The following is an 18,705-nucleotide window of genomic DNA, read 5'->3' as shown; positions in this document are numbered from 1 at the left end:
CTGAAGCGGGATCTGCCCAACGCTTCTTTTTTTTAACTCTGCCAATTTGTCATTTCTAAATTAATTTGTGTAATTTTGAAACCCATATTCTAATTGACCATTTATGATTGATTTACAGCTAGCAGATAAGAAACACGATGAAGAGCGCCAGGGCGAAGCTTTGGTTATTGACGCACCTTTAGTGCGCAATGGCCGGAAACTGTATATCGAAAGTTATGGTTGCCAGATGAATTTTGCGGACAGTGAAATTGTCGCTTCTATCTTGCTGGATCAGGGATTTGAAACCACCGGAGATTACAAAGAGGCGGATGTGGTATTTATCAATACCTGCTCTATCCGTGAAAATGCGGAACAAAGGGTGCGCAACCGCTTGTCACAATTTGGTGTAGAAAAGCGCAGAAACCCAAAACTGATTGTCGGTGTATTGGGCTGTATGGCCGAACGCCTAAAATCAAAGTTTCTGGAAGAGGAGAAATTGGTTGACGTCGTGGTCGGACCAGATGCTTACCGTGAACTTCCAACCTTGTTAAGTGAAGTAGAAAGCGGACAAAAAGCAATCAATGTGCTGTTGTCCCGTGAGGAGACTTATGCGGATATTAGTCCGGTGCGGCTAAACGGGAATGGCATTACTGCTTTTATTTCCATCATGCGCGGTTGCGATAACATGTGTTCTTTTTGCGTGGTTCCTTTTACCAGGGGCCGTGAAAGAAGCAGGGATCCCTTTTCAATTTTAGCAGAGGCCAGGGATCTGTTTGACAGGGGGTACCGGGAAGTGACTTTATTGGGCCAAAACGTTGATTCGTATCAATGGAGCCATACCAAGGGCGACAATTCTAAAATCAGCGACCTGACGGATGATATCAATACCCTGACCGGTGATGCACTTCTGGATGCTTTGAGCAGAGAAAGTGAATTACCTGCCCACCGTTTAAAAGCGGGCCTTGGACATGCAGATGTAAACTTTGCCCAATTGTTGGCCCAGGTAGCAGAGATCAGTCCGGATTTAAGGATCCGTTTTTCTACATCTCACCCCAAAGACATTACAGATGAAGTGTTGTATACCATCAAGAAATATGACAACATTTGCAATTATATCCACCTTCCTGTGCAATCGGGAAATTCCAGGATACTGGCTTTAATGAACCGTACCTATACCCGGGAATGGTATATGGAAAGGATTGATGCCATCCGTCGCATCATTCCTGGCTGTGCCATATCTGCTGATATCATTGCTGGTTTTTGTACGGAGACCGAAGCGGAACACCAGGATACATTGAGCATTATGGATTATGCCAGGTACAACTTTGCTTACACGTTCTCTTATTCGGAGCGTCCGGGAACACTGGCTGCCCGTAAATATAAAGATGATGTTCCTGAAGAGGTAAAAGCGCGCCGCCTGGCAGAAATATTTAAGAAACAGCAGGAAGATTCTTTGGCTTGCCTGGAAGAATTTGTAGGAAAAACCGTTAAAGTATTAATTGAAGGTTTTTCTAAAAAATCAGATCAGGAATACAGAGGCCGGAACGATGAAAATGCGATGGTTGTTTTTCCGGTTACAGACCAGGTGAAACCCGGAGACTATGCTTATGTTTATGTACAGAGCTGTACTTCGGCCACTTTAATTGGAACTGTTGCTGATGCTGAAGAAAAGAAAGCCTAAACAGAAAAAAGAGAGACCCTAGATGGACATACAAGATATTAAAAACCGCTTTGGGATTATTGGAGGCTCGCCTCTGTTGAACCGGGCCATAGACATCGCCAGACAAGTTGCTCCAACAGATATGTCTGTATTAATTACTGGTGAAAGTGGTAGTGGAAAAGAAGTATTTTCACACATCATCCATCAGATGAGCACGCGTAAACACGGTGCCTTTATTGCCGTAAACTGCGGTGCTATACCAGAAGGAACTATAGATTCAGAATTATTTGGTCACGAAAAAGGCTCATTTACCGGAGCACATGAAGCCCGTAAAGGTTATTTTGAAGTGGCCAATGGCGGTACGATCTTTTTAGATGAAGTTGCCGAATTGCCATTGGGTACACAGGCCCGCTTGCTGCGGATTCTGGAAAGTGGTGAATACCTGCGGGTGGGTTCATCCAAAGTACAAAAAACCGACGTGAGGATTATTGCAGCAACCAATGTTGATGTGTATAACCGTGTAAAATCAGGCAAATTCAGGGAAGATCTGTATTACCGTTTAAATACAGTACCCCTGCGTATTCCTGCCTTACACGAACGTAAAGAAGACATTTACCTGCTTTTCCGTAAATTCTCTGCAGATTTTAGCGACAAGTACCGGAGTCCGGGAATACAACTGGAACCGGATGCGATCCAGATGCTGAGCAATTACAGCTGGCCGGGAAATGTACGTCAGCTGAAAAACATTGCTGAACAGATTTGCGTGCTGGAAAAAGACCGCAACGTTAGCGCTGCGGCTCTGCTCAACTATATTCCAAATGAGAGCGCCGGTAATTTACCCATGACGATTAATGGTGGCAACAATACCAAGGAAGACTATACCGAAAGGGATATTCTTTACAAGGTGCTTTTCGACATGAAAAAGGACATGATGGAATTGAAAAAGCTGGTTGCGGAAATTATTCAGAGTGGGGGCAATACCTCACACGTGATGGCCGACAATACGCATTACATCAACCAATTGTACCAGGAAGTAGATCAGACTATGAATACCGACGCTACTTTAACGATCAAAAAGCCACTTCAAAATGCGCCGGTTGATTACAATTATACCCAGGATGCGGAAGAGGTTGAAGAATCGCTTTCACTGATTGACAAAGAATCTGACCTGATTAAAAAAGCGCTCAAAAAGCATAAAGGCAAACGTAAATTTGCGGCACAGGAACTCGGAATTTCCGAACGCACCCTTTACCGTAAAATTAAGGAGCTCAATTTAAATTAGAAAAACCCTGCTAAAAAGACATTTCATGAAGAAACTGGCGATATTAATTTGTGTTGTAATGCTGTTCAACGGCTGTAAAATTGGTCTTAATGGGGCTTCTATTCCAGCTGAGATGAAGACAGTGTCTGTACAGTTGTTTGAGAACAATGCCCCCCTGGTGATCCCCTACCTGAGCTCCCAGTTTACAGAGGATTTCAAAACCAGGATTAGAAACCAAAGCAGATTGAGCATCACACAAAATGATGCAGATGCCGTTTTTACGGGGAACATCTCCAATTATGAGATTGTTCCGGTGGCCATTCAGGACAATAAAAACCCAACACCGGGAGCAAACAGGCTCAACATCCGTGTCAATGTAAAATACACCAATAACCTGAATCCTAAATTAAGCTTTGAAGAATCTTTTGAACGTTTTGAACAATTTAAACTGGACGGACAGAGCATACAGGCGCTTGAGCCGCAACTGATTAAAAAGGTAACAGCACAGCTTACCGAAGACATCTTCAACCGGGCATTTGCAAATTGGTAGGCAAAAATGGGTTTTCAATCACTAACTTAGCGACGTGGAGCAGGAATTAGATAAAAGACAGCAACTGGCAGTATTGCTTGCAGCACCAGAAAAGGTAACTGCTGCCGATGCCATATTGTTAAGGGCCTGTGCCGACTTATATCCTTATTTTCAACCTGTGCATCTTTTACTGGCCAGGGCTACCCAGCATGAGCCTGCAAAATATAGAGAACAGGCTACAGCTGCGCTATATACGAACGGTACAACACTGCACAATACTTTACAGCGTACTGAACCTTTGGCAGAAGTCGATTTTAATGTACTGAGTCAGGAAGCAAAGCAAGTTGAACAGCCTGCTGTTGAGGTTTCAACAGATGAACTGGTGATCGACAACATTGCTGCGACTGATTTTTTCGCTTTTCAGGAGCATTTTGCAGTAGAGCCGGCTCCTCCTGAAGAATCAACTGCTGAAGCAGATCCCGAAGTGCCGGAAACGCCAATTGAAACACAGACAACACCAATAGAAACACCGGCAACACCGGTTGATAAAGAAGTTGTTGCTGAAAAAACAGAAAGCATTGTGATCAGCAAATACGATGACGATCAAATGCCTTACACTTTCCTGTGGTGGCTGGCCAAAACCCGTAAAGAATATCAGCAGATTTTCCAGCCTTATGCTTCTCCTAAAAAAGGAGCCGCCGGCGATCAGCCTGCGGGCAATTTACGGAGCTTACCAAATGAACTTCAGCACCAGTATGTAGAGCATATTTTTCACATGCAAAGTCCTTTTGATGAGACAGATGAAGACAGCTACAATACTGAAGGATTCAGAAAGCCGGCAAAGGGTGCCGAACTGATTGAAAGCTTCATTAAGAACGATCCGCAGATCAGTCCGCCAAAGCCTGAACAGATCGACAATGAGAACAAAGCAAAGAAAAGCGCAGAGGATCACAACGACCTGGTATCGGAAACTTTAGCTAAAATATACATCGAGCAAATGCTTTATGATAAGGCGATAGAAACCTATGAAAAATTAAGTTTGAAGTTTCCAGAAAAAAGCCGTTACTTTGCCGACCTTATCCAATCTATAGAAAAGAAAATTTAACAATATAACATATTATGCTTTTTTTAATTATTTTATTGATCATTGTTTGCGTTGCCTTAGGGCTATTTGTTTTGATCCAGAATCCTAAAGGTGGAGGCTTGGCAACGGGCGGATCTGGCAGCAATATGTTTGGTGTTCAACGTACAGGTGATGTACTGGAAAAAGGCACCTGGGTATTGTTAGCTTTAATTGTGGTGATCACTTTATCGATCACGACCATTGCAAAAACTGGTGGACAGTCTACTGGTGGCGCATCAAAAATTCAGGAGCATCTGGACAAAACCCCGTCTGCATCTCCAATTGGTAGCAGAATGGCTCCGGCACCTGCTGCGACGGATACCACTAAAAAATAATAAAAACGAACAATATTGAAAAGCCTGGTATACGTACCGGGCTTTTTTGCGTTCTGCCACTCTGACACAAATTCAATCCGCCACAACCCTTTAGCTGACAATGCGGTGTAAATTTGTCAAGCATCAAGCCTTGGCACAAAAACTGATACGGCTATACTAAGCAGTCCGAACTGCAAGTTTTAATGTTAACTTAAAAAATAAATTAATATCATTTATGGCTTTAAACCTTAAACCCATTTCAGGTACAGCAAATAGAGTAATTGTTGAACCTGCTGCGGCAGAAGAAAAGACAGCATCCGGAATCTATATTCCTGACACTGCAAAAGAGAAACCATCAAAAGGAACCGTTGTATCCGTTTCAGAAGAAGATTCAGAAGGTAAAAAACCAACAGTTAAAGTGGGTGATGTAGTTATTTACGGAAAATATGGTGGCACTGAGCTTCCTTATGAAGGTAAAGACTATTTGATTATGCGCGAAAGCGACATTTATGCAGTTGTTTCTTAATCACTGAACTGCACACTGCATATCAATTGATTGATAATCAAATCAGGATTAACTAAGGCAACAATACACATTGCTGCCAGATATTAACGAATAATTATTACACAAGATGTCAAAACAAGTAAAATATAATGTAGAAGCCCGTGACGCCCTGAAAAGAGGTGTGGATACTTTGGCCAATGCAGTAAAAGTAACTTTAGGTCCTAAAGGACGTAACGTAATTATAGATAAAAAATTCGGTTCACCAGCGATCACTAAAGATGGTGTTACGGTAGCTAAAGAAATTGACTTAAAAGACCCAATTGAAAATATGGGTGCACAAATGGTTAAAGAAGTGGCTTCTAAAACTGCAGATATTGCAGGTGACGGAACCACTACTGCTACTGTTTTAGCTCAGGCTATTGTAACTGCTGGTATTAAAAACGTTGCTGCTGGTGCAAATCCAATGGATTTGAAACGTGGTATCGATAAAGCGGTTACAGCGATTGTTGAAAACCTGAAAGCTCAGTCTCAAACTGTAGGTGAAGACAACAATAAAATCAAACAGGTTGCTTCCATCTCAGCAAACAATGATGAAGTAATCGGAGCCCTGATTGCTGAAGCCATGGGTAAAGTAGGTAAAGATGGTGTAATTACTGTTGAAGAAGCAAAAGGTACTGAAACTGAAGTAAAAACAGTAGAAGGTATGCAGTTTGACCGTGGTTACTTATCTCCATACTTTGTAACCAACGCAGATAAAATGGAAGCGGAATTAGAAAACCCTTACATTTTGATCTACGATAAAAAAATCAGCAACATGAAAGAATTGTTGCCTGTATTGGAAAAACAAGTTCAAACTGGTAAACCATTATTGATCATTGCTGAAGATTTAGACGGTGAAGCTTTAGCTACTTTGGTAGTGAACAAGATCCGCGGATCCCTGAAAGTTGTTGCTGTTAAAGCTCCAGGCTTTGGTGATCGTCGTAAAGCTATGCTGGAAGACATCGCTATCTTAACTGGTGGTACAGTAATTTCTGAAGAAAGAGGTTATAAATTAGAAAATGCTGACCTTTCTTACTTAGGTACTGCTGAGAAAGTTGTTGTAGATAAAGACAATACAACTGTAATCAATGGTGCAGGTAAATCTGAAGACATCAAAGCCCGTATCGGTCAGATCAAAGCTCAGATTGAGACTACTACTTCTGACTACGACAAAGAAAAATTACAAGAGCGTTTGGCTAAATTGGCTGGCGGTGTTGCAGTTCTTTACGTTGGTGCAGCTTCTGAAGTTGAGATGAAAGAGAAAAAAGACCGTGTTGACGATGCTTTACATGCAACCCGCGCAGCGGTTGAAGAAGGTATTGTTGCTGGTGGTGGTGTTGCTTTCATCCGTGCAATCGAAGCTTTAGAAGGCATGAAAGGTTCTAACGATGATGAAACTACTGGTATCCAGATCATCCGTCGTGCCATTGAAGAGCCTTTACGTCAAATCTGCCAGAATGCAGGTATCGAAGGTTCTATCGTTGTACAAAAAGTTAAAGAAGGTAAAGCTGACTTCGGTTACAATGCCCGTACTGATGTATACGAAAACTTAATCGCAGCAGGTGTAATTGACCCAACTAAAGTAGGTCGTGTAGCCTTAGAAAATGCAGCTTCTATTGCAGCGATGTTGCTGACAACTGAGGTTGTTTTAGCTGACGATCCGGAAGATGCTCCAGCTGGTGGCGGTATGCCTCCAATGGGTGGCGGCGGCATGGGCGGCATGATGTAATATTCATCAATCCATGATATAAAAAAAGACCACAGATTTGCTTCTGTGGTCTTTTTTTATGCCTATATTCAAGCATTTAATTGCCATGGAAAACATTTTAGAGCACAGCCATTTCATTACCCAAAGCGAGGTAAATAAATTTTTAATTGCCACACTGCTATGTGGTTTAATCGGGTTGGAAAGGGAATTTAGAAGCAAACAGGCCGGACTAAAAACGATGATCATGATTGGCCTTGGCTCTGCGCTGTTTACCATCCTTTCCATCAAGATCGGGCTTAGCAGCCACGATCGCATTGCCTCTAACATTGTGACCGGAATTGGCTTTCTCGGTGCCGGAGTGATCTTTAAAGAGGAGAACCAGGTACGTGGTTTGACCACGGCCTGCGTGATCTGGATTGTAGCAGCCATCGGGATGGCCGTAGGTTCAGGTTTTTACGAACAGGCCATTGGGGTAACTGCAGTCGTTTTACTGGCCCTGCTCATTTTTCCTTACCTGGAAGAGTTTGCCGACAAACGTTTCACCAAAAGGGTTTATAAGATTGTCAAGAAATACGAAAATGAGAGTCTGGAAAACTACGAAGATTACCTCAAGACCTCAAAGTTAAAGCTAACGCGGGGGAAACAGGAACTCGCCAATGGGATCATCAGTGGCACCTGGACCGCCGTTGGAAGTCCTGAAAACCATAAGAAGTTTGTAGATAAAATGCTGAGTGATGCTAAGATCATTGCTTTTGATTTTTAAGTCATCATTTCTGCTGCAGATAGCCATACAACATATGCGAAAACTGTAGTAGCTTTGCGGCTATGCAAAGGGAACAAATCTCCGTATTCGATATTTTTAAAATTGGTATCGGCCCATCAAGTTCACACACTTTAGGCCCATGGCGTGCGGCACAGCAATTCACGGCTTCACTTGTGCAACAAGGCGTTTTAGAGGCTGTAGAACAAGTGAAAATACTATTGTATGGCTCACTGGCCAAAACAGGTAAAGGACACGGCACAGACATCGCCGTTTTACTTGGCTTAATTGGTGCCGATCCGGTGACTTTTGATGTGAATGCGATTGATTCAACTGTTGAATGCATTAAGAAAGACCATACGCTGGAACTGGCAGGCAGTAAAACCTTACCTTTCAGCTATGATGAAGACCTGGTTTTCTTATTTTTTGAAAGCCTGCCCTTTCATCCCAATGCAGTTACCTTCCAGGCTTTTTTAAACACAGGGAAAGCCATTTCAGAAACCTATTACTCGGTAGGTGGCGGTTTCGTAGTGAAAGAAGGCGAATCTGGAACAGAAAAAGAGCAGGTCGACCTGCCTTTTCCGGTTGAAAAAGCGAGCGAGCTGTTACATTGGTGCTTATCCACAGGTTTGAAAGTATCAGAAATCGTGATGGAAAATGAATCGGCCTGGCGTCCTGAAGAGCAAACCCGGAAAGGCGTCATGCAGCACTTTAACGTGATGAAAAACTGCATTTACCGGGGCTGTCATACCTCTGGCTTCTTGCCTGGAGGATTGAATGTAGGCAGGCGTGCTGCTGCGCTCAATAAAAGATTAACCGGAAATAGTGTATACAGCGATTACAACAGCTGGGTAGCAGCAATTAAAGCCGGGGGGAATGGCTTCAATTATACGCTGGACTGGGTAAGCTGTTTCGCACTGGCTGTAAACGAAGAGAATGCTTCCTTTGGACGTGTGGTAACTGCGCCAACCAATGGTGCTGCAGGCGTTATTCCTGCTGTTTTGCAATACTACATTACTTTTTGCGACGGTTTTACCGAGGATAAGATCATTCAATTCATTACCTGTGCTTCTGAGATTGGCAGTATATTTAAGAAAGGCGCAACCATATCCGCAGCAATGGGCGGTTGTCAGGCAGAAATCGGCGTCTCATCAGCAATGGCTGCAGCTGCGCTGACAGAGTGTTTAGGCGGCTCACAGCGACAAGTGCTGATGGCTGCAGAAATAGCTATGGAACATCATTTGGGCTTAACCTGTGACCCGATTGGCGGCCTGGTACAAATTCCCTGCATTGAACGCAATACCATGGGTGCAATCAAAGCCATTACCGCGAGTCAGCTGGCCCTGCAAAGTAATCCCGACAAAGCCAAAGTGAGTCTGGATGCTGTAGTGAATACCATGTGGGAAACCGCTTTGGATATGAACTCCAAGTACAAAGAAACTTCTGATGGCGGACTGGCCACCAATATTCCGATCAGTTTACCAGAATGTTAAATTTTTTGTTGTGCCTTGATCGCCAGGTAGCTGTTCACCACATTAACCGTTAATTTATCCGGAGGTGTCAGCAGGCTTAAAATACCATGCCTGGCCAGTTCTTTTACCATGAGCTTCTTGTCATACGCGAATTTTTCAGCTATGGTCTGAATGTAGATTCCTTCAACATCCCTTGCCGGTTTCTCACTGATGACCTTTAACTCTGTATTTTCAAAAAATACGATCAGCAACAAATGATATTTGGCAATACGTTTTAAAAAAGGCAATTGCCTGTTCATGGCCGACATGCTTTCAAAATTGGTAAAAAAGACGAGTAAACTCCTTTGTTTAACTACATTCCGGATGCTGAGGTATAAGGCTTCTAAATTCGTTTCCAGGTACCGCGTTTTCTCTTTATACAGCACGGACATGATCTTACCCAATTGGGTTGCCCGCCGGTCTGCCGCGACGACACTACCGGTCCGCTCTGCAATGGTGATCAAACCCGCTTTATCTTCCTTAATCAGGGCCACATTAGACAAGACTAAACTGGCATTGATGGCATAATCCAATAAACTTAAGCCTTCAAAAGGCATTTTCATGGTTCTCGATTTGTCGATGATGCAGTACATATGCTGTGCCTTCTCATCGACATAGGAATTGACCATCAGCTCACCCTTTCTGGCTGTAGCCTTCCAGTTCAGACTGCGGTAGTCGTCACCCTGTACATAGTTTTTCACCTGGTCAAACTCCAGGCTATGCCCTACCCTGCGTATTTTCTTGATACCAATTTCTGTTAAACGATTTGAGATGGCCATCAGTTCGTATTTGCGAAGCTGCAGAAAAGAGGGGTAAACCGGAACGGTAACCTCGGTCCCAAAATTAAACCGCCTGGAGATCAGGCCGAGCGGAGAACGTACAAAAAGCCTGACCCGGCCAAACACATATTCGCCCCGCTTGGTAGGTCGTAAAGTATAAGCTATCTTTTTCTTTTCCTGTGCTTTCAGCTGACTTTTAAACCAAAGATCCCGCTTTTGAAACTGAAAAGGGATTTCATCAATGATCCCAATCCGGATAGCGAAAGCATAAAAATTTTCGAGGTAAATTGTCAGTTCATTTTCATCGCCGTTACTTAACCTTTCCGGAAGGTCCCTTCGTAAAAACACGCCTTTCCTGATCCTGAACAGCAAAATAAAATCCAAAACCAGGAGTGCAATGAATACCCAAAAGCACAGATAGGGCAAATCGCCCAGCCAGGGCAGGAAAAAGGAGAATAAAAATAAGCTTACGCAAATCCCAACGGCAATAAAAAGCCTGCTGCTGAGGAAAAGGTCGCGGTAGTATTTGCTGAACAGGCTTTTCATCCTTTATCTTGGGATCTCTATTTTTTGAATGATCTGTGCAACCACATCAGCGGTGGTCAGCCCCTCCATTTCCTTGTCGGGTGTAAGCATGATGCGGTGTGCCAATACCGGGGTCGCCACTTTAATGATGTCCTCCGGGGTTACAAAATCTCTACCCTGCATGGCCGCAACGGCTTTAGCACTGTTGACTATAGCCAAAGATGCCCGTGGCGAAGCGCCAAGGTACAGTGATTTGTTATTCCGGGTCTCATGTGTAATGCGGGCTACATATTCAATCAGTTTTGGTTCTACATGTAAGGCTTTGATCAGGGCGCGGCAGGTTTTAATCTGCTGTATACTCAGTACTGCTTTTACCGCCTTAAGTTCATCTTCCAGCTTGCGCTGGTGCTGGTTCATCAAAATCTGGGTCTCTTCTTCCAGACTTGGGTATTTGATCTCTATTTTAAAGAGAAAGCGATCCAGCTGGGCCTCAGGTAAACGATACGTTCCTTCTTGTTCAATCGGGTTTTGTGTAGCCAGTACCATGAAAGGTTCATCCATCAGATAGGTATGTCCGTCTACGGTAATCTGCCGCTCTTCCATGACTTCAAACAGGGCCGATTGTGTTTTGGCTGGGGCACGGTTGATCTCATCAACCAATACAATATGGCCAAATATCGGTCCCTTGCGGTATTCAAAAGAAGCCGATCGCGGATCGAAAATCGAAGTCCCTAAAACATCAGAAGGCATCAGGTCCGGCGTAAACTGAACCCTTGAATAAGAAGCGTCTATACTTTTAGCAACCAGCTTGGCACTTAATGTTTTGGCTACTCCAGGAACCCCTTCCAGTAAAATATGTCCATCGGCAAGCAAGCCGGCAATCAGAAAATCAATGGTTTCCTGCTGGCCAACGATGATTTGCCCCAGGTTTTCCCGGATCTGCTGAACCGCAGCATTCAATTCGCTGAGGTCTGTACGTTGATTAAATATTTCTGAGTCCATAGTTTTAAGCTTTTTTATAAAATTTTTCAATGCATTTATTGAGTTCGATGAGTTGTTCATCGCTCACTTTTTCACTGTGGTTTATCGTTTGAATAATTTGAATTAAGGCCCTGATTGTTTCTGGATCAATACCCGATCTCTGCACCAGTGCAGCTTCAAATTCCTGATCCGGCACCGTCGTTTTTAAGCGATAATTGCTACGGATGTATTCCATCAGGTAATTGATCTTTTTCTGCGCCAGATCGGTATGGTTCCGCTGCTGGTAATAAAGCCTGCCAACCACTTTTACAAAATCAACCGAAGTATTTCTAAGGGGCTCGATGATCGGGATGACCCTTTGCCTGCGCTTGATTTCAAAAAGCACAAAGACGATCAGACTGACTAAAGCCAGGTAATAAGCCCAGCGCAACTGATCGTACTTAAAGAACACCCTTAATGGGGATTCGTCATCTACATTACCCCTTGTATTGTACTCATCCCAGATCAGCGTTTCATTATCTGGCAGATAAGACAATGCTTTAGCGGCATAATCCGCTCCTGACTGGCCAAGTAAATTGTAATTGCTGAGTAATTGCGGATTGGGCAAAATGTACAGCGCACCCTTGCCAAAAGTATATTTGATAAAATTAACGCCGCCTTCTGCATTTTTCCCCAGTACGGTCACTTTTGCACTGTCCAGGCGACTGAAATACATCCCCCCCAGATTTTTATTGAAAACATAATCTTGTGCCCGCTTTACAGCCGGGTTTACAAAGTTAATTGGTGTTCCTTTTTCTTTCATCAGCACCGCAGTGCTCATCTCTGTTTTTAAAGCCCGTGAAAGAAAACGTCCCAGGTTAAAACTCGCAATAAAAACGGAATTGCCTTGATTCATGTAGTTTTTCAACTGTGCAAAATCCAAACTATCCATATTGATGCTACCTGCGACCAGCAAATAACTGCTGCTTTTAAAATGCTGCCCTTTTAGAGTATTGTAAACGGGTTGCCTGGAGACCCGGACTTTCGCCCCTGGCAAAATATCTGTAATCCTCTGCTTTAAAATATATAAGCCATAGGGGATTTTGTCTTCTTTCAAATAGGTTGGGGTCCAATTTGTTGGCTGCGGCTTATAATATTGTGCAACCAGGTAAGCAATAACTGCGATCGCACTTCCGATCAGATATAACCTCAATCCCTTCATGGCCTTTTCAGATTAAATTGATCAAATAGCCCCTTGATTGCTGTGAAATTCTGCTTGTCAATAAAAAACTCGCCATACCATACATATTCAAATTGCAGGGTGAGTTGCTTAAAAGGCTCCTGTTTTTCTGAAGCAGCCAGTTCAGTAACATAATCTTGATTGGTTTTCTCCGGCTGCCAGTCGATCAGTTGCTGATCATTCAGTTTTTTAAGTGTATGCAGATAAAATAGCCGCACAGCGAGACGATAATTTCCAGCAGCTATTGCTTTTTCTATTTCTTCTTCAAAATTGATTTCATGGATATTGTCCATAGACTCGACATAAGGTACCTCAATGGCCTTTGATTTCCTTGCAAAAATCTTCAGGTCGAGCCCCATTACTTTCACGAGGATGAAAACCACCAGTCCGGCAAGTACTGCCATCACAATATACTTTACAAACCAGAAGTAATTGGTTTGCGGAACACCTGGTTTTACATCACCAAACCAGCTCCGGATAACCCGCCACAACCAGTTCCAGAAACGGGACCAGAAACCTTCATCCTGGGTCTGGTCGCGATCATATATAAACGCTTTGTCTTTGCGGTAAACGTTCAGTTCAGCATTGTTGAAACTGCGAACAACAATCTTACTGCTGTCTGCCTGTAGCTCTGTTTTGGGTAGAGCCGGGGCATGAGCCACCTGCGTAGGATACCCGGCGGCAGCCATACCAAACATCAGTAAAAACACAAAGAAAATCCGCATGTTAATATTGTTCAGGAGCGCCAAAAGGATTTTTTGCCTGGCCAAAATCATCGATCCTGGACATCAGCCCTAAATTCTCTTTACGCTCTACCAGGTTAAAATAACATAGGGAAAGTGCAATGATCGGGATGATCATAAATACCTGTCCGATACACTGGATAATGGTACCCACAATGATCATGGTTTCACTCATGGTCTTTGCGCCCTGGGTAAAGGCACTTGCCATGCCCATGATGGCAATGGGCACAGAAATAAAGGACATGCAGGCCATGGTAATGATGTACACAATAAATATGGTTGCTGCGGTTACCCACCACTGGTCTTTGAGCAATTTAAACGAACGGCCAAAAGTATAACCCCAGCTGCCATTTTCAAAAATCATGACCGGAAAGAACAGCGACATTGCCGGAAACACGTAAATACCGGGAACAATGCAGGCGATAAAGCATACCAGGAAAAATAAGGATACCAGTATACTGCTGCCAAATACCCTGAGGAAATAATATTTAAAATAGGACCAGACCTCATCTACCCCCGGCACAACTTTACCCTTTTCAATGTAAAGGGTGATAAAGCTCAATACGGAAACATACATTGCGGCATAATTGGCCATTGAAAACAAAATGACCAGCAGATAATTGACGGTAAATATTTTGTTAAAGAAAGCGAAAGGGCTATCCGGACCGTGTTGGCCCATTTCCAGCATGGCATTGCGCATGCCCAATTGCTGGAATACCGATGCCACGCCGCTGGCTAAGACAAAGAATCCACAAAAGTAAACGAATACTTTGAGCAGTGGCTTGATGTTTTGGCGGATGAAGACAAAGGTATCATTGATTACATCTCCAAAGCCTCTAAGCTTTTTAAATTCTAGTTTATCAGTCATTTTAAGGTAGTTTGATTGCGTTTATTTAATTGATAAGGGTACAAAATCACGTACCAGATGATGAACAATAGAGAACCGCCAAGAATACTGATACTCAACCATAAAGGCATACCTGTATGGCGGGTAATAAAACCTTCAAAAAAGGCAGCCAGGATAATGATGGGGATGATGCCCAGGGCTATCTTAGTCCCATCTTTTGCACTGCGTTTAAAGGCTTCAAGACGTGTATATGTTTTGGGGAACAATAAACCTTGCCCCAACACCAACCCTGCGGCTCCAGCGATGATAATGGCCGAAATTTCCAGCGTTCCATGGATCCAGATGACAAGTACCGACTCGGCACCAAGGCCTTTGCTAAAAAAATAATACTCGAAAGAGCCAAGCATAATTCCATTTTTCAGCATGGCATAAATCGGCCCGATCCCCAGGAATACCCCGCTTACAAAAGCAATCAAGGACACATAAATGTTGTTTGCCGCAATCATCAGGAACATGGCAACCTCGCCCTGCTGCTTATATACGCCAAAAGGATCTCCCTTAGCAATATTTTCATTGGTCATGTTCACATAACGATCTCCCAGGATTAACCGCACAAAAGTATCATCGTATTTTGCAGACAATGCACCGATCACACAAAAGGTCAGAAAAAACAAAAAGGCATACAGCAACTGTCTGCGATAGGCATAAAATAAGACCGGCAATTCTGCTTTCCAAAAAAGCAGGAATCGATTGGTATCTTCTTTCTTGTTTTTATAGATGGACTGGTGCAAGGTTGAAGCCAGGCCGTTTAAATAAGCTGTAGTTTTAGACTCGGGATAAAAGGTTTTGGCATAAGCGAGGTCGTTTGTGATGTCGACAAAGCGGTCGGCAAGCTCGTCGGGATTGCCGGACTGTAACTGTTCGTAAGCCTTCCACTTTCCTGAATTTTGTTTTACAAACAGCGCCTCTCTCATTTTTTCTTGTTGAAAATCTAATTTTCTGTTAAAATAGTTACAAAAATCAATTTTCCAAGAATAAATTAAACAGCAATACTATATTTGATACGTATGGAGACGATAAAAGTAAACACCAGTCAGCATGTAGAAATTGATTACCCAATAGCAGGGCTGGGTGAACGCATTGCTGCGCGGCTTATTGACCTGGCCCTTTTTTTCGGTCTGTATATCTTAATTATATTTTCAGGACTACTGACCGTTTCCTTTAAGTCACCAACTATCTTTTACGTACTGATCGGCATTTTTGTTGTCATTTACGTTTTTTATAACCTGGTTTGCGAAATTTTCATGAACGGCCAGTGCGTTGGCAAGAAGATGATGAAAATTAAAGTCATCAGTCTGGATGGCGGACAGGCAAGTATCGGGCAATACTTTATTCGCTGGGTTTTCAGACTGGTAGATTTCGTGTTAACCGGACAAGTTGGGGGTTTGATTTGTATTGCGTTATCTGAAAAGAAACAACGCATTGGTGATATCGTAGCCGGAACGACAGTCATTAAAACTGTTCCGCCAACCAAAATAGAGCACATTGCATTCAGACCATTCACAGAAGCAGATTATGTACCTTTAATAACCAATGTGGCTGAACTGAGTGACCGGGATGTAGAGCTCATCCACGAAGTGCTGAGTACCTATTATCAAACCTATAACCATGACCTGATCTATACCATGTCGGCCAAAGTAGCTGCACACCTGGGGATCAGTCAACTTCCGGAAGGCATCAATGAACTCGAATTTTTAAAAGTTGTGGTTAAAGATTATAACCACATTACTGCAAACGCAGAATAAATCATTTCAATTGCTGAACAACTGAAGGAGCGAGTAACGAAACCCATTCTGCATACATCCTGGCTGAGGGGTGCAATCCATCTGCTGCCGTCAGTCCGGGATCGGTAGCTGCTTTTCTGGATCCAGGTGTAATGTCGGTATAACTGATGCCCAGCGCCAGGGTTTCTTCCTTATTGATTGCATTGAAGACATCGATTTCCCTGGAAACCGCTTGCTGATCGCGTCCACTACTTTTTCCGAAGGGCGTAACACCCCAGTCTGGTATTGAGACTACAAAAACATGTTTTTGAATACCTCCGGCAAAGTCGATGGCTGTTTGTAACAGCTCCTTAAATTCTTTTCTGTAAGTTGTGGTTGACCCGCCCCGGTACTGATTATTTACTCCGATCAATAAGGTCACAACCTTAAACTTATCCTTCAAAGCGGCCGTACGAATGCCCGCTTGCAGTTCATCGGTAGTCCAGCCGGTTTTGGCAATGATGTTTGGTTTACCGAGGTCTATACCCTTGGTTTTTAACGCCGCCGATAACTGGTAAGGAAAATTACTTTCCAGGGGAACGGCCTCACCAATGGTATAAGAATCGCCTATAGCCAGGTAAGTCCCACTTCCGCCGATGTTAAAATCTGAATGATCGTTCATGGTTTGAGATGCACTTTTTTTACAGCTCAATATTACCACTAAAGCACCAATAATTACAAGAAATTTCATGAAGATATTTACGAAGTGCAGTCCACTGTGGTTTTATGAAACCTTAGCCATGCACATGCCCGGTAAAGAGTTTGATCAAATAACTGATCAGGATGACAGATCCGGTAATGACGTATAAAATTTTAATCAGCAATTCCCAGTTCTCAGGTATCAGTTTTTTAGCTGGCCAGGCCGTACCAAAAGTAACCAACAGCGGGATGGTTGCGGGATACAAGTGCAAGCTGCGGCTCAGGTTTCCTTGCAGCAAGGCGAGCAAAGATCTTTGAAAGCCACACCCCGGACAGTCAACACCGGTGAGGTATTTAAATGGGCAGGGTAGAAAAAAAATATCCGCCTGGCCTAAAAAAGAAGACCAGGCGGATAAAATATGTAAAACAAAGGCCACGGTTATGCTTGTGGCGGAGTTGTTGGTTTATTCGGATCTTCCGGATTGTTAGGGTTGTTGAATGGGTTATTTGGAGAATTGAACGGATTGTTTGTGTTGTTAAACGGATTGTTCGTTCCACCAAAAGGATTGTTGCCACCATTGAACCCATTTTGAGCTTCTGCTGCTGATGGGCCTAAATAACGGGCATCACCAAAACCTAAGAGTGGATAAAAAACAAAAGGCAATAAAATTAAGCCCACTGTAAAACCTTCAGTTTTACCAAAGCTTTTAGCCATCAGATTTGTTGCCCAGATCAGAAACACAATGTTTACGCAAGGGATCAGCATCCAAAGGATCCAGATGGTCGGTTTGCCAATAATTTCTAATAAAATGATAATGTTATAAATAGGTATAATTGCGGCCCATCCCGGTTTTCCAGCCTTTTCGAAGACTTTCCACATTCCGACAATGTAAAGCACAATAATGCCCAGATAAAGAATGACACCAAACATGCCAATGCCTGCCCCAACGGCAGAGTAAGATTCTTGTTCCATAAGTAGTATATTTTTCTAGTATTTTGTAAATATAATATTTATAGGAGAAAAACAAACAAAATTCTGACAATTCTCAAAATTTGTTTAACACAATTCCATTTTAAACAAGGAGGCAATATGGCCTTTTAAGCGCATTTTAACTTCATTCATGTCCAAGGCTGATCCCAATTCGCGTTGCATTGAGGTTACATCTTTATCGTCTATACCACAAGGGACGATATTTTTGAAATAATCCAGGTTGGTATTTACATTGAAAGCAAAGCCGTGCATGGTTACCCAGCGGCTGCACCTTACCCCCATTGCACAGATTTTACGGGCCCGGTCATTATCTGCATCGAGCCACACCCCGGTAAAACCAGGATACCGCTCGCCAGCCAGGCCATAGTCTGCCATGGTCAGGATCACGGCTTCTTCAAGTGTTCTGAGATAAAGGTGTATATCGGTAAAGAAATTGTCCAGGTCTAGAATGGGATAGCCAACAATTTGGCCCGGCCCGTGGTAGGTGATGTCGCCGCCCCTGTTAATTTTATAATAAGTGGCTTGCTTGTCTATTAGCGCGGCCTCGTCCAGTAAAAGATTTTCCGGATGGCCGCTTTTGCCAAGTGTATATACATGCGGATGTTCACAAAATATGAGGTAATTGGGTGTCTCCAGTGTAGTTCCATCCGTCCGGTTTTGTGTTTTAACTGCAACGGTCTGGTTAAACACAGACTCCTGCCGATCCCAGGCAGCCTGGTAATCGATCAGTCCCCAATCTATAAATTCTACTTTCTTATTCATTGTGCAA

General features: G+C 43.2%; 20 protein-coding genes. 10 read left to right on the top strand and 10 right to left on the bottom strand.

The annotated features are described in order from the left end of the window. Nucleotides 1-103: 103 nt before the first annotated feature. From IM797_RS06350 to IM797_RS06310, 9 genes are all read left to right on the top strand, one after another. Nucleotides 104-1,660, top strand: coding sequence for a MiaB/RimO family radical SAM methylthiotransferase (locus IM797_RS06350; RefSeq protein WP_194126273.1), 1,557 nt, complete (start codon nt 104-106; stop codon nt 1,658-1,660). Nucleotides 1,661-1,682: 22 nt separating this feature from the next. Further along, a complete protein-coding gene (locus IM797_RS06345) occupies nt 1,683-2,921 on the top strand; it encodes a sigma-54-dependent Fis family transcriptional regulator (RefSeq protein ID WP_194126272.1) in 1,239 nt (412 codons plus the stop codon). 25 nt (nt 2,922-2,946) lie between these two features. Continuing rightward, entirely contained in the window at nt 2,947-3,450 is a 504-nt protein-coding gene (locus IM797_RS06340; protein WP_194126271.1) for an LptE family protein, read from the top strand. A gap of 34 nt (nt 3,451-3,484) precedes the next feature. Next, nucleotides 3,485-4,534, top strand: coding sequence for a hypothetical protein (locus IM797_RS06335; protein ID WP_194126270.1), 1,050 nt, complete (start codon nt 3,485-3,487; stop codon nt 4,532-4,534). A 14-nt stretch (nt 4,535-4,548) separates the two neighbouring features. After that, complete coding sequence (gene secG, locus IM797_RS06330; RefSeq protein WP_194126269.1) at nt 4,549-4,887, top strand: preprotein translocase subunit SecG; 339 nt, start codon at nt 4,549-4,551, stop codon at nt 4,885-4,887. Between the two features lie 214 nt (nt 4,888-5,101). After that, the gene (groES, locus tag IM797_RS06325) at nt 5,102-5,392 is read left to right on the top strand and encodes a co-chaperone GroES (RefSeq protein ID WP_194126268.1); all 291 of its coding nucleotides are present in this window, start codon (nt 5,102-5,104) and stop codon (nt 5,390-5,392) included. A 106-nt stretch (nt 5,393-5,498) separates the two neighbouring features. Continuing rightward, nucleotides 5,499-7,139 (top strand): chaperonin GroEL, encoded by a 1,641-nt coding sequence (groL, locus tag IM797_RS06320; protein WP_194126267.1) that lies wholly within the window; start codon nt 5,499-5,501, stop codon nt 7,137-7,139. Nucleotides 7,140-7,224: 85 nt separating this feature from the next. Then, complete coding sequence (locus tag IM797_RS06315; RefSeq protein WP_194126266.1) at nt 7,225-7,881, top strand: MgtC/SapB family protein; 657 nt, start codon at nt 7,225-7,227, stop codon at nt 7,879-7,881. Between the two features lie 62 nt (nt 7,882-7,943). After that, on the top strand, nt 7,944-9,371 hold the full coding sequence (locus tag IM797_RS06310) for an L-serine ammonia-lyase (RefSeq protein ID WP_194126265.1): 1,428 nt from the start codon (nt 7,944-7,946) through the stop codon (nt 9,369-9,371). On the opposite strand, the gene IM797_RS06305 is transcribed toward IM797_RS06310, so the two are convergent. From IM797_RS06305 to IM797_RS06280, 6 genes are read right to left on the bottom strand one after another with little or no spacing between them, the layout of a single operon-like run. Next, entirely contained in the window at nt 9,368-10,714 is a 1,347-nt protein-coding gene (locus IM797_RS06305) for a DUF58 domain-containing protein (protein ID WP_194126264.1), read from the bottom strand. The two genes, IM797_RS06310 and IM797_RS06305, sit on opposite strands and share 4 nt — an antisense overlap. Before the next feature lie 3 nt (nt 10,715-10,717). Next, the gene (locus tag IM797_RS06300; RefSeq protein ID WP_194126263.1) at nt 10,718-11,695 is read right to left on the bottom strand and encodes a MoxR family ATPase; all 978 of its coding nucleotides are present in this window, start codon (nt 11,693-11,695) and stop codon (nt 10,718-10,720) included. Between the two features lie 4 nt (nt 11,696-11,699). Continuing rightward, a complete protein-coding gene (locus IM797_RS06295) occupies nt 11,700-12,875 on the bottom strand; it encodes a DUF4350 domain-containing protein (protein ID WP_194126262.1) in 1,176 nt (391 codons plus the stop codon). Further along, nucleotides 12,872-13,618, bottom strand: a complete 747-nt coding sequence (locus IM797_RS06290; RefSeq protein WP_194126261.1) for a DUF4129 domain-containing protein — start codon at nt 13,616-13,618, stop codon at nt 12,872-12,874. Before IM797_RS06290 ends, IM797_RS06295 begins: the two co-directional genes overlap by 4 nt. A gap of 1 nt (nt 13,619) precedes the next feature. Then, nucleotides 13,620-14,504 carry a hypothetical protein gene (locus IM797_RS06285; RefSeq protein ID WP_194126260.1) on the bottom strand — a complete coding sequence of 295 codons (885 nt, stop codon included), beginning with the start codon at nt 14,502-14,504 and terminating at the stop codon, nt 13,620-13,622. Then, entirely contained in the window at nt 14,501-15,457 is a 957-nt protein-coding gene (locus IM797_RS06280) for a stage II sporulation protein M (protein WP_194126259.1), read from the bottom strand. Before IM797_RS06280 ends, IM797_RS06285 begins: the two co-directional genes overlap by 4 nt. Before the next feature lie 93 nt (nt 15,458-15,550). On the opposite strand from IM797_RS06280, the gene IM797_RS06275 reads away from it, so the two are divergent. Beyond that, a complete protein-coding gene (locus IM797_RS06275) occupies nt 15,551-16,288 on the top strand; it encodes an RDD family protein (RefSeq protein ID WP_194126258.1) in 738 nt (245 codons plus the stop codon). Nucleotide 16,289: 1 nt separating this feature from the next. Here IM797_RS06275 and IM797_RS06270 read toward each other — a convergent pair whose 3' ends face one another. The 4 genes from IM797_RS06270 to lipB all read right to left on the bottom strand — a co-directional run bounded on the left by IM797_RS06270 (nt 16,290) and on the right by lipB (nt 18,698). Beyond that, nucleotides 16,290-16,997: an SGNH/GDSL hydrolase family protein gene (locus IM797_RS06270; RefSeq protein WP_194126257.1), complete on the bottom strand. Its 708-nt coding sequence runs from the start codon at nt 16,995-16,997 to the stop codon at nt 16,290-16,292. A 43-nt stretch (nt 16,998-17,040) separates the two neighbouring features. After that, nucleotides 17,041-17,382 carry a DUF2752 domain-containing protein gene (locus tag IM797_RS06265; RefSeq protein ID WP_194126256.1) on the bottom strand — a complete coding sequence of 114 codons (342 nt, stop codon included), beginning with the start codon at nt 17,380-17,382 and terminating at the stop codon, nt 17,041-17,043. Nucleotides 17,383-17,384: 2 nt separating this feature from the next. Continuing rightward, complete coding sequence (locus IM797_RS06260; RefSeq protein WP_194126255.1) at nt 17,385-17,918, bottom strand: DUF5684 domain-containing protein; 534 nt, start codon at nt 17,916-17,918, stop codon at nt 17,385-17,387. An 84-nt stretch (nt 17,919-18,002) separates the two neighbouring features. Then, nucleotides 18,003-18,698: a lipoyl(octanoyl) transferase LipB gene (gene lipB, locus IM797_RS06255; protein WP_194126254.1), complete on the bottom strand. Its 696-nt coding sequence runs from the start codon at nt 18,696-18,698 to the stop codon at nt 18,003-18,005. Nucleotides 18,699-18,705 lie beyond the last annotated feature (7 nt).

It is taken from the genome of Pedobacter sp. MC2016-24 (genome assembly GCF_015223055.1).
Classification (GTDB): domain Bacteria; phylum Bacteroidota; class Bacteroidia; order Sphingobacteriales; family Sphingobacteriaceae; genus Pedobacter.
The sequence above is the reverse complement of the archived record's forward strand: the minus strand, read 5'-3'. Positions and strand labels throughout refer to the sequence as shown.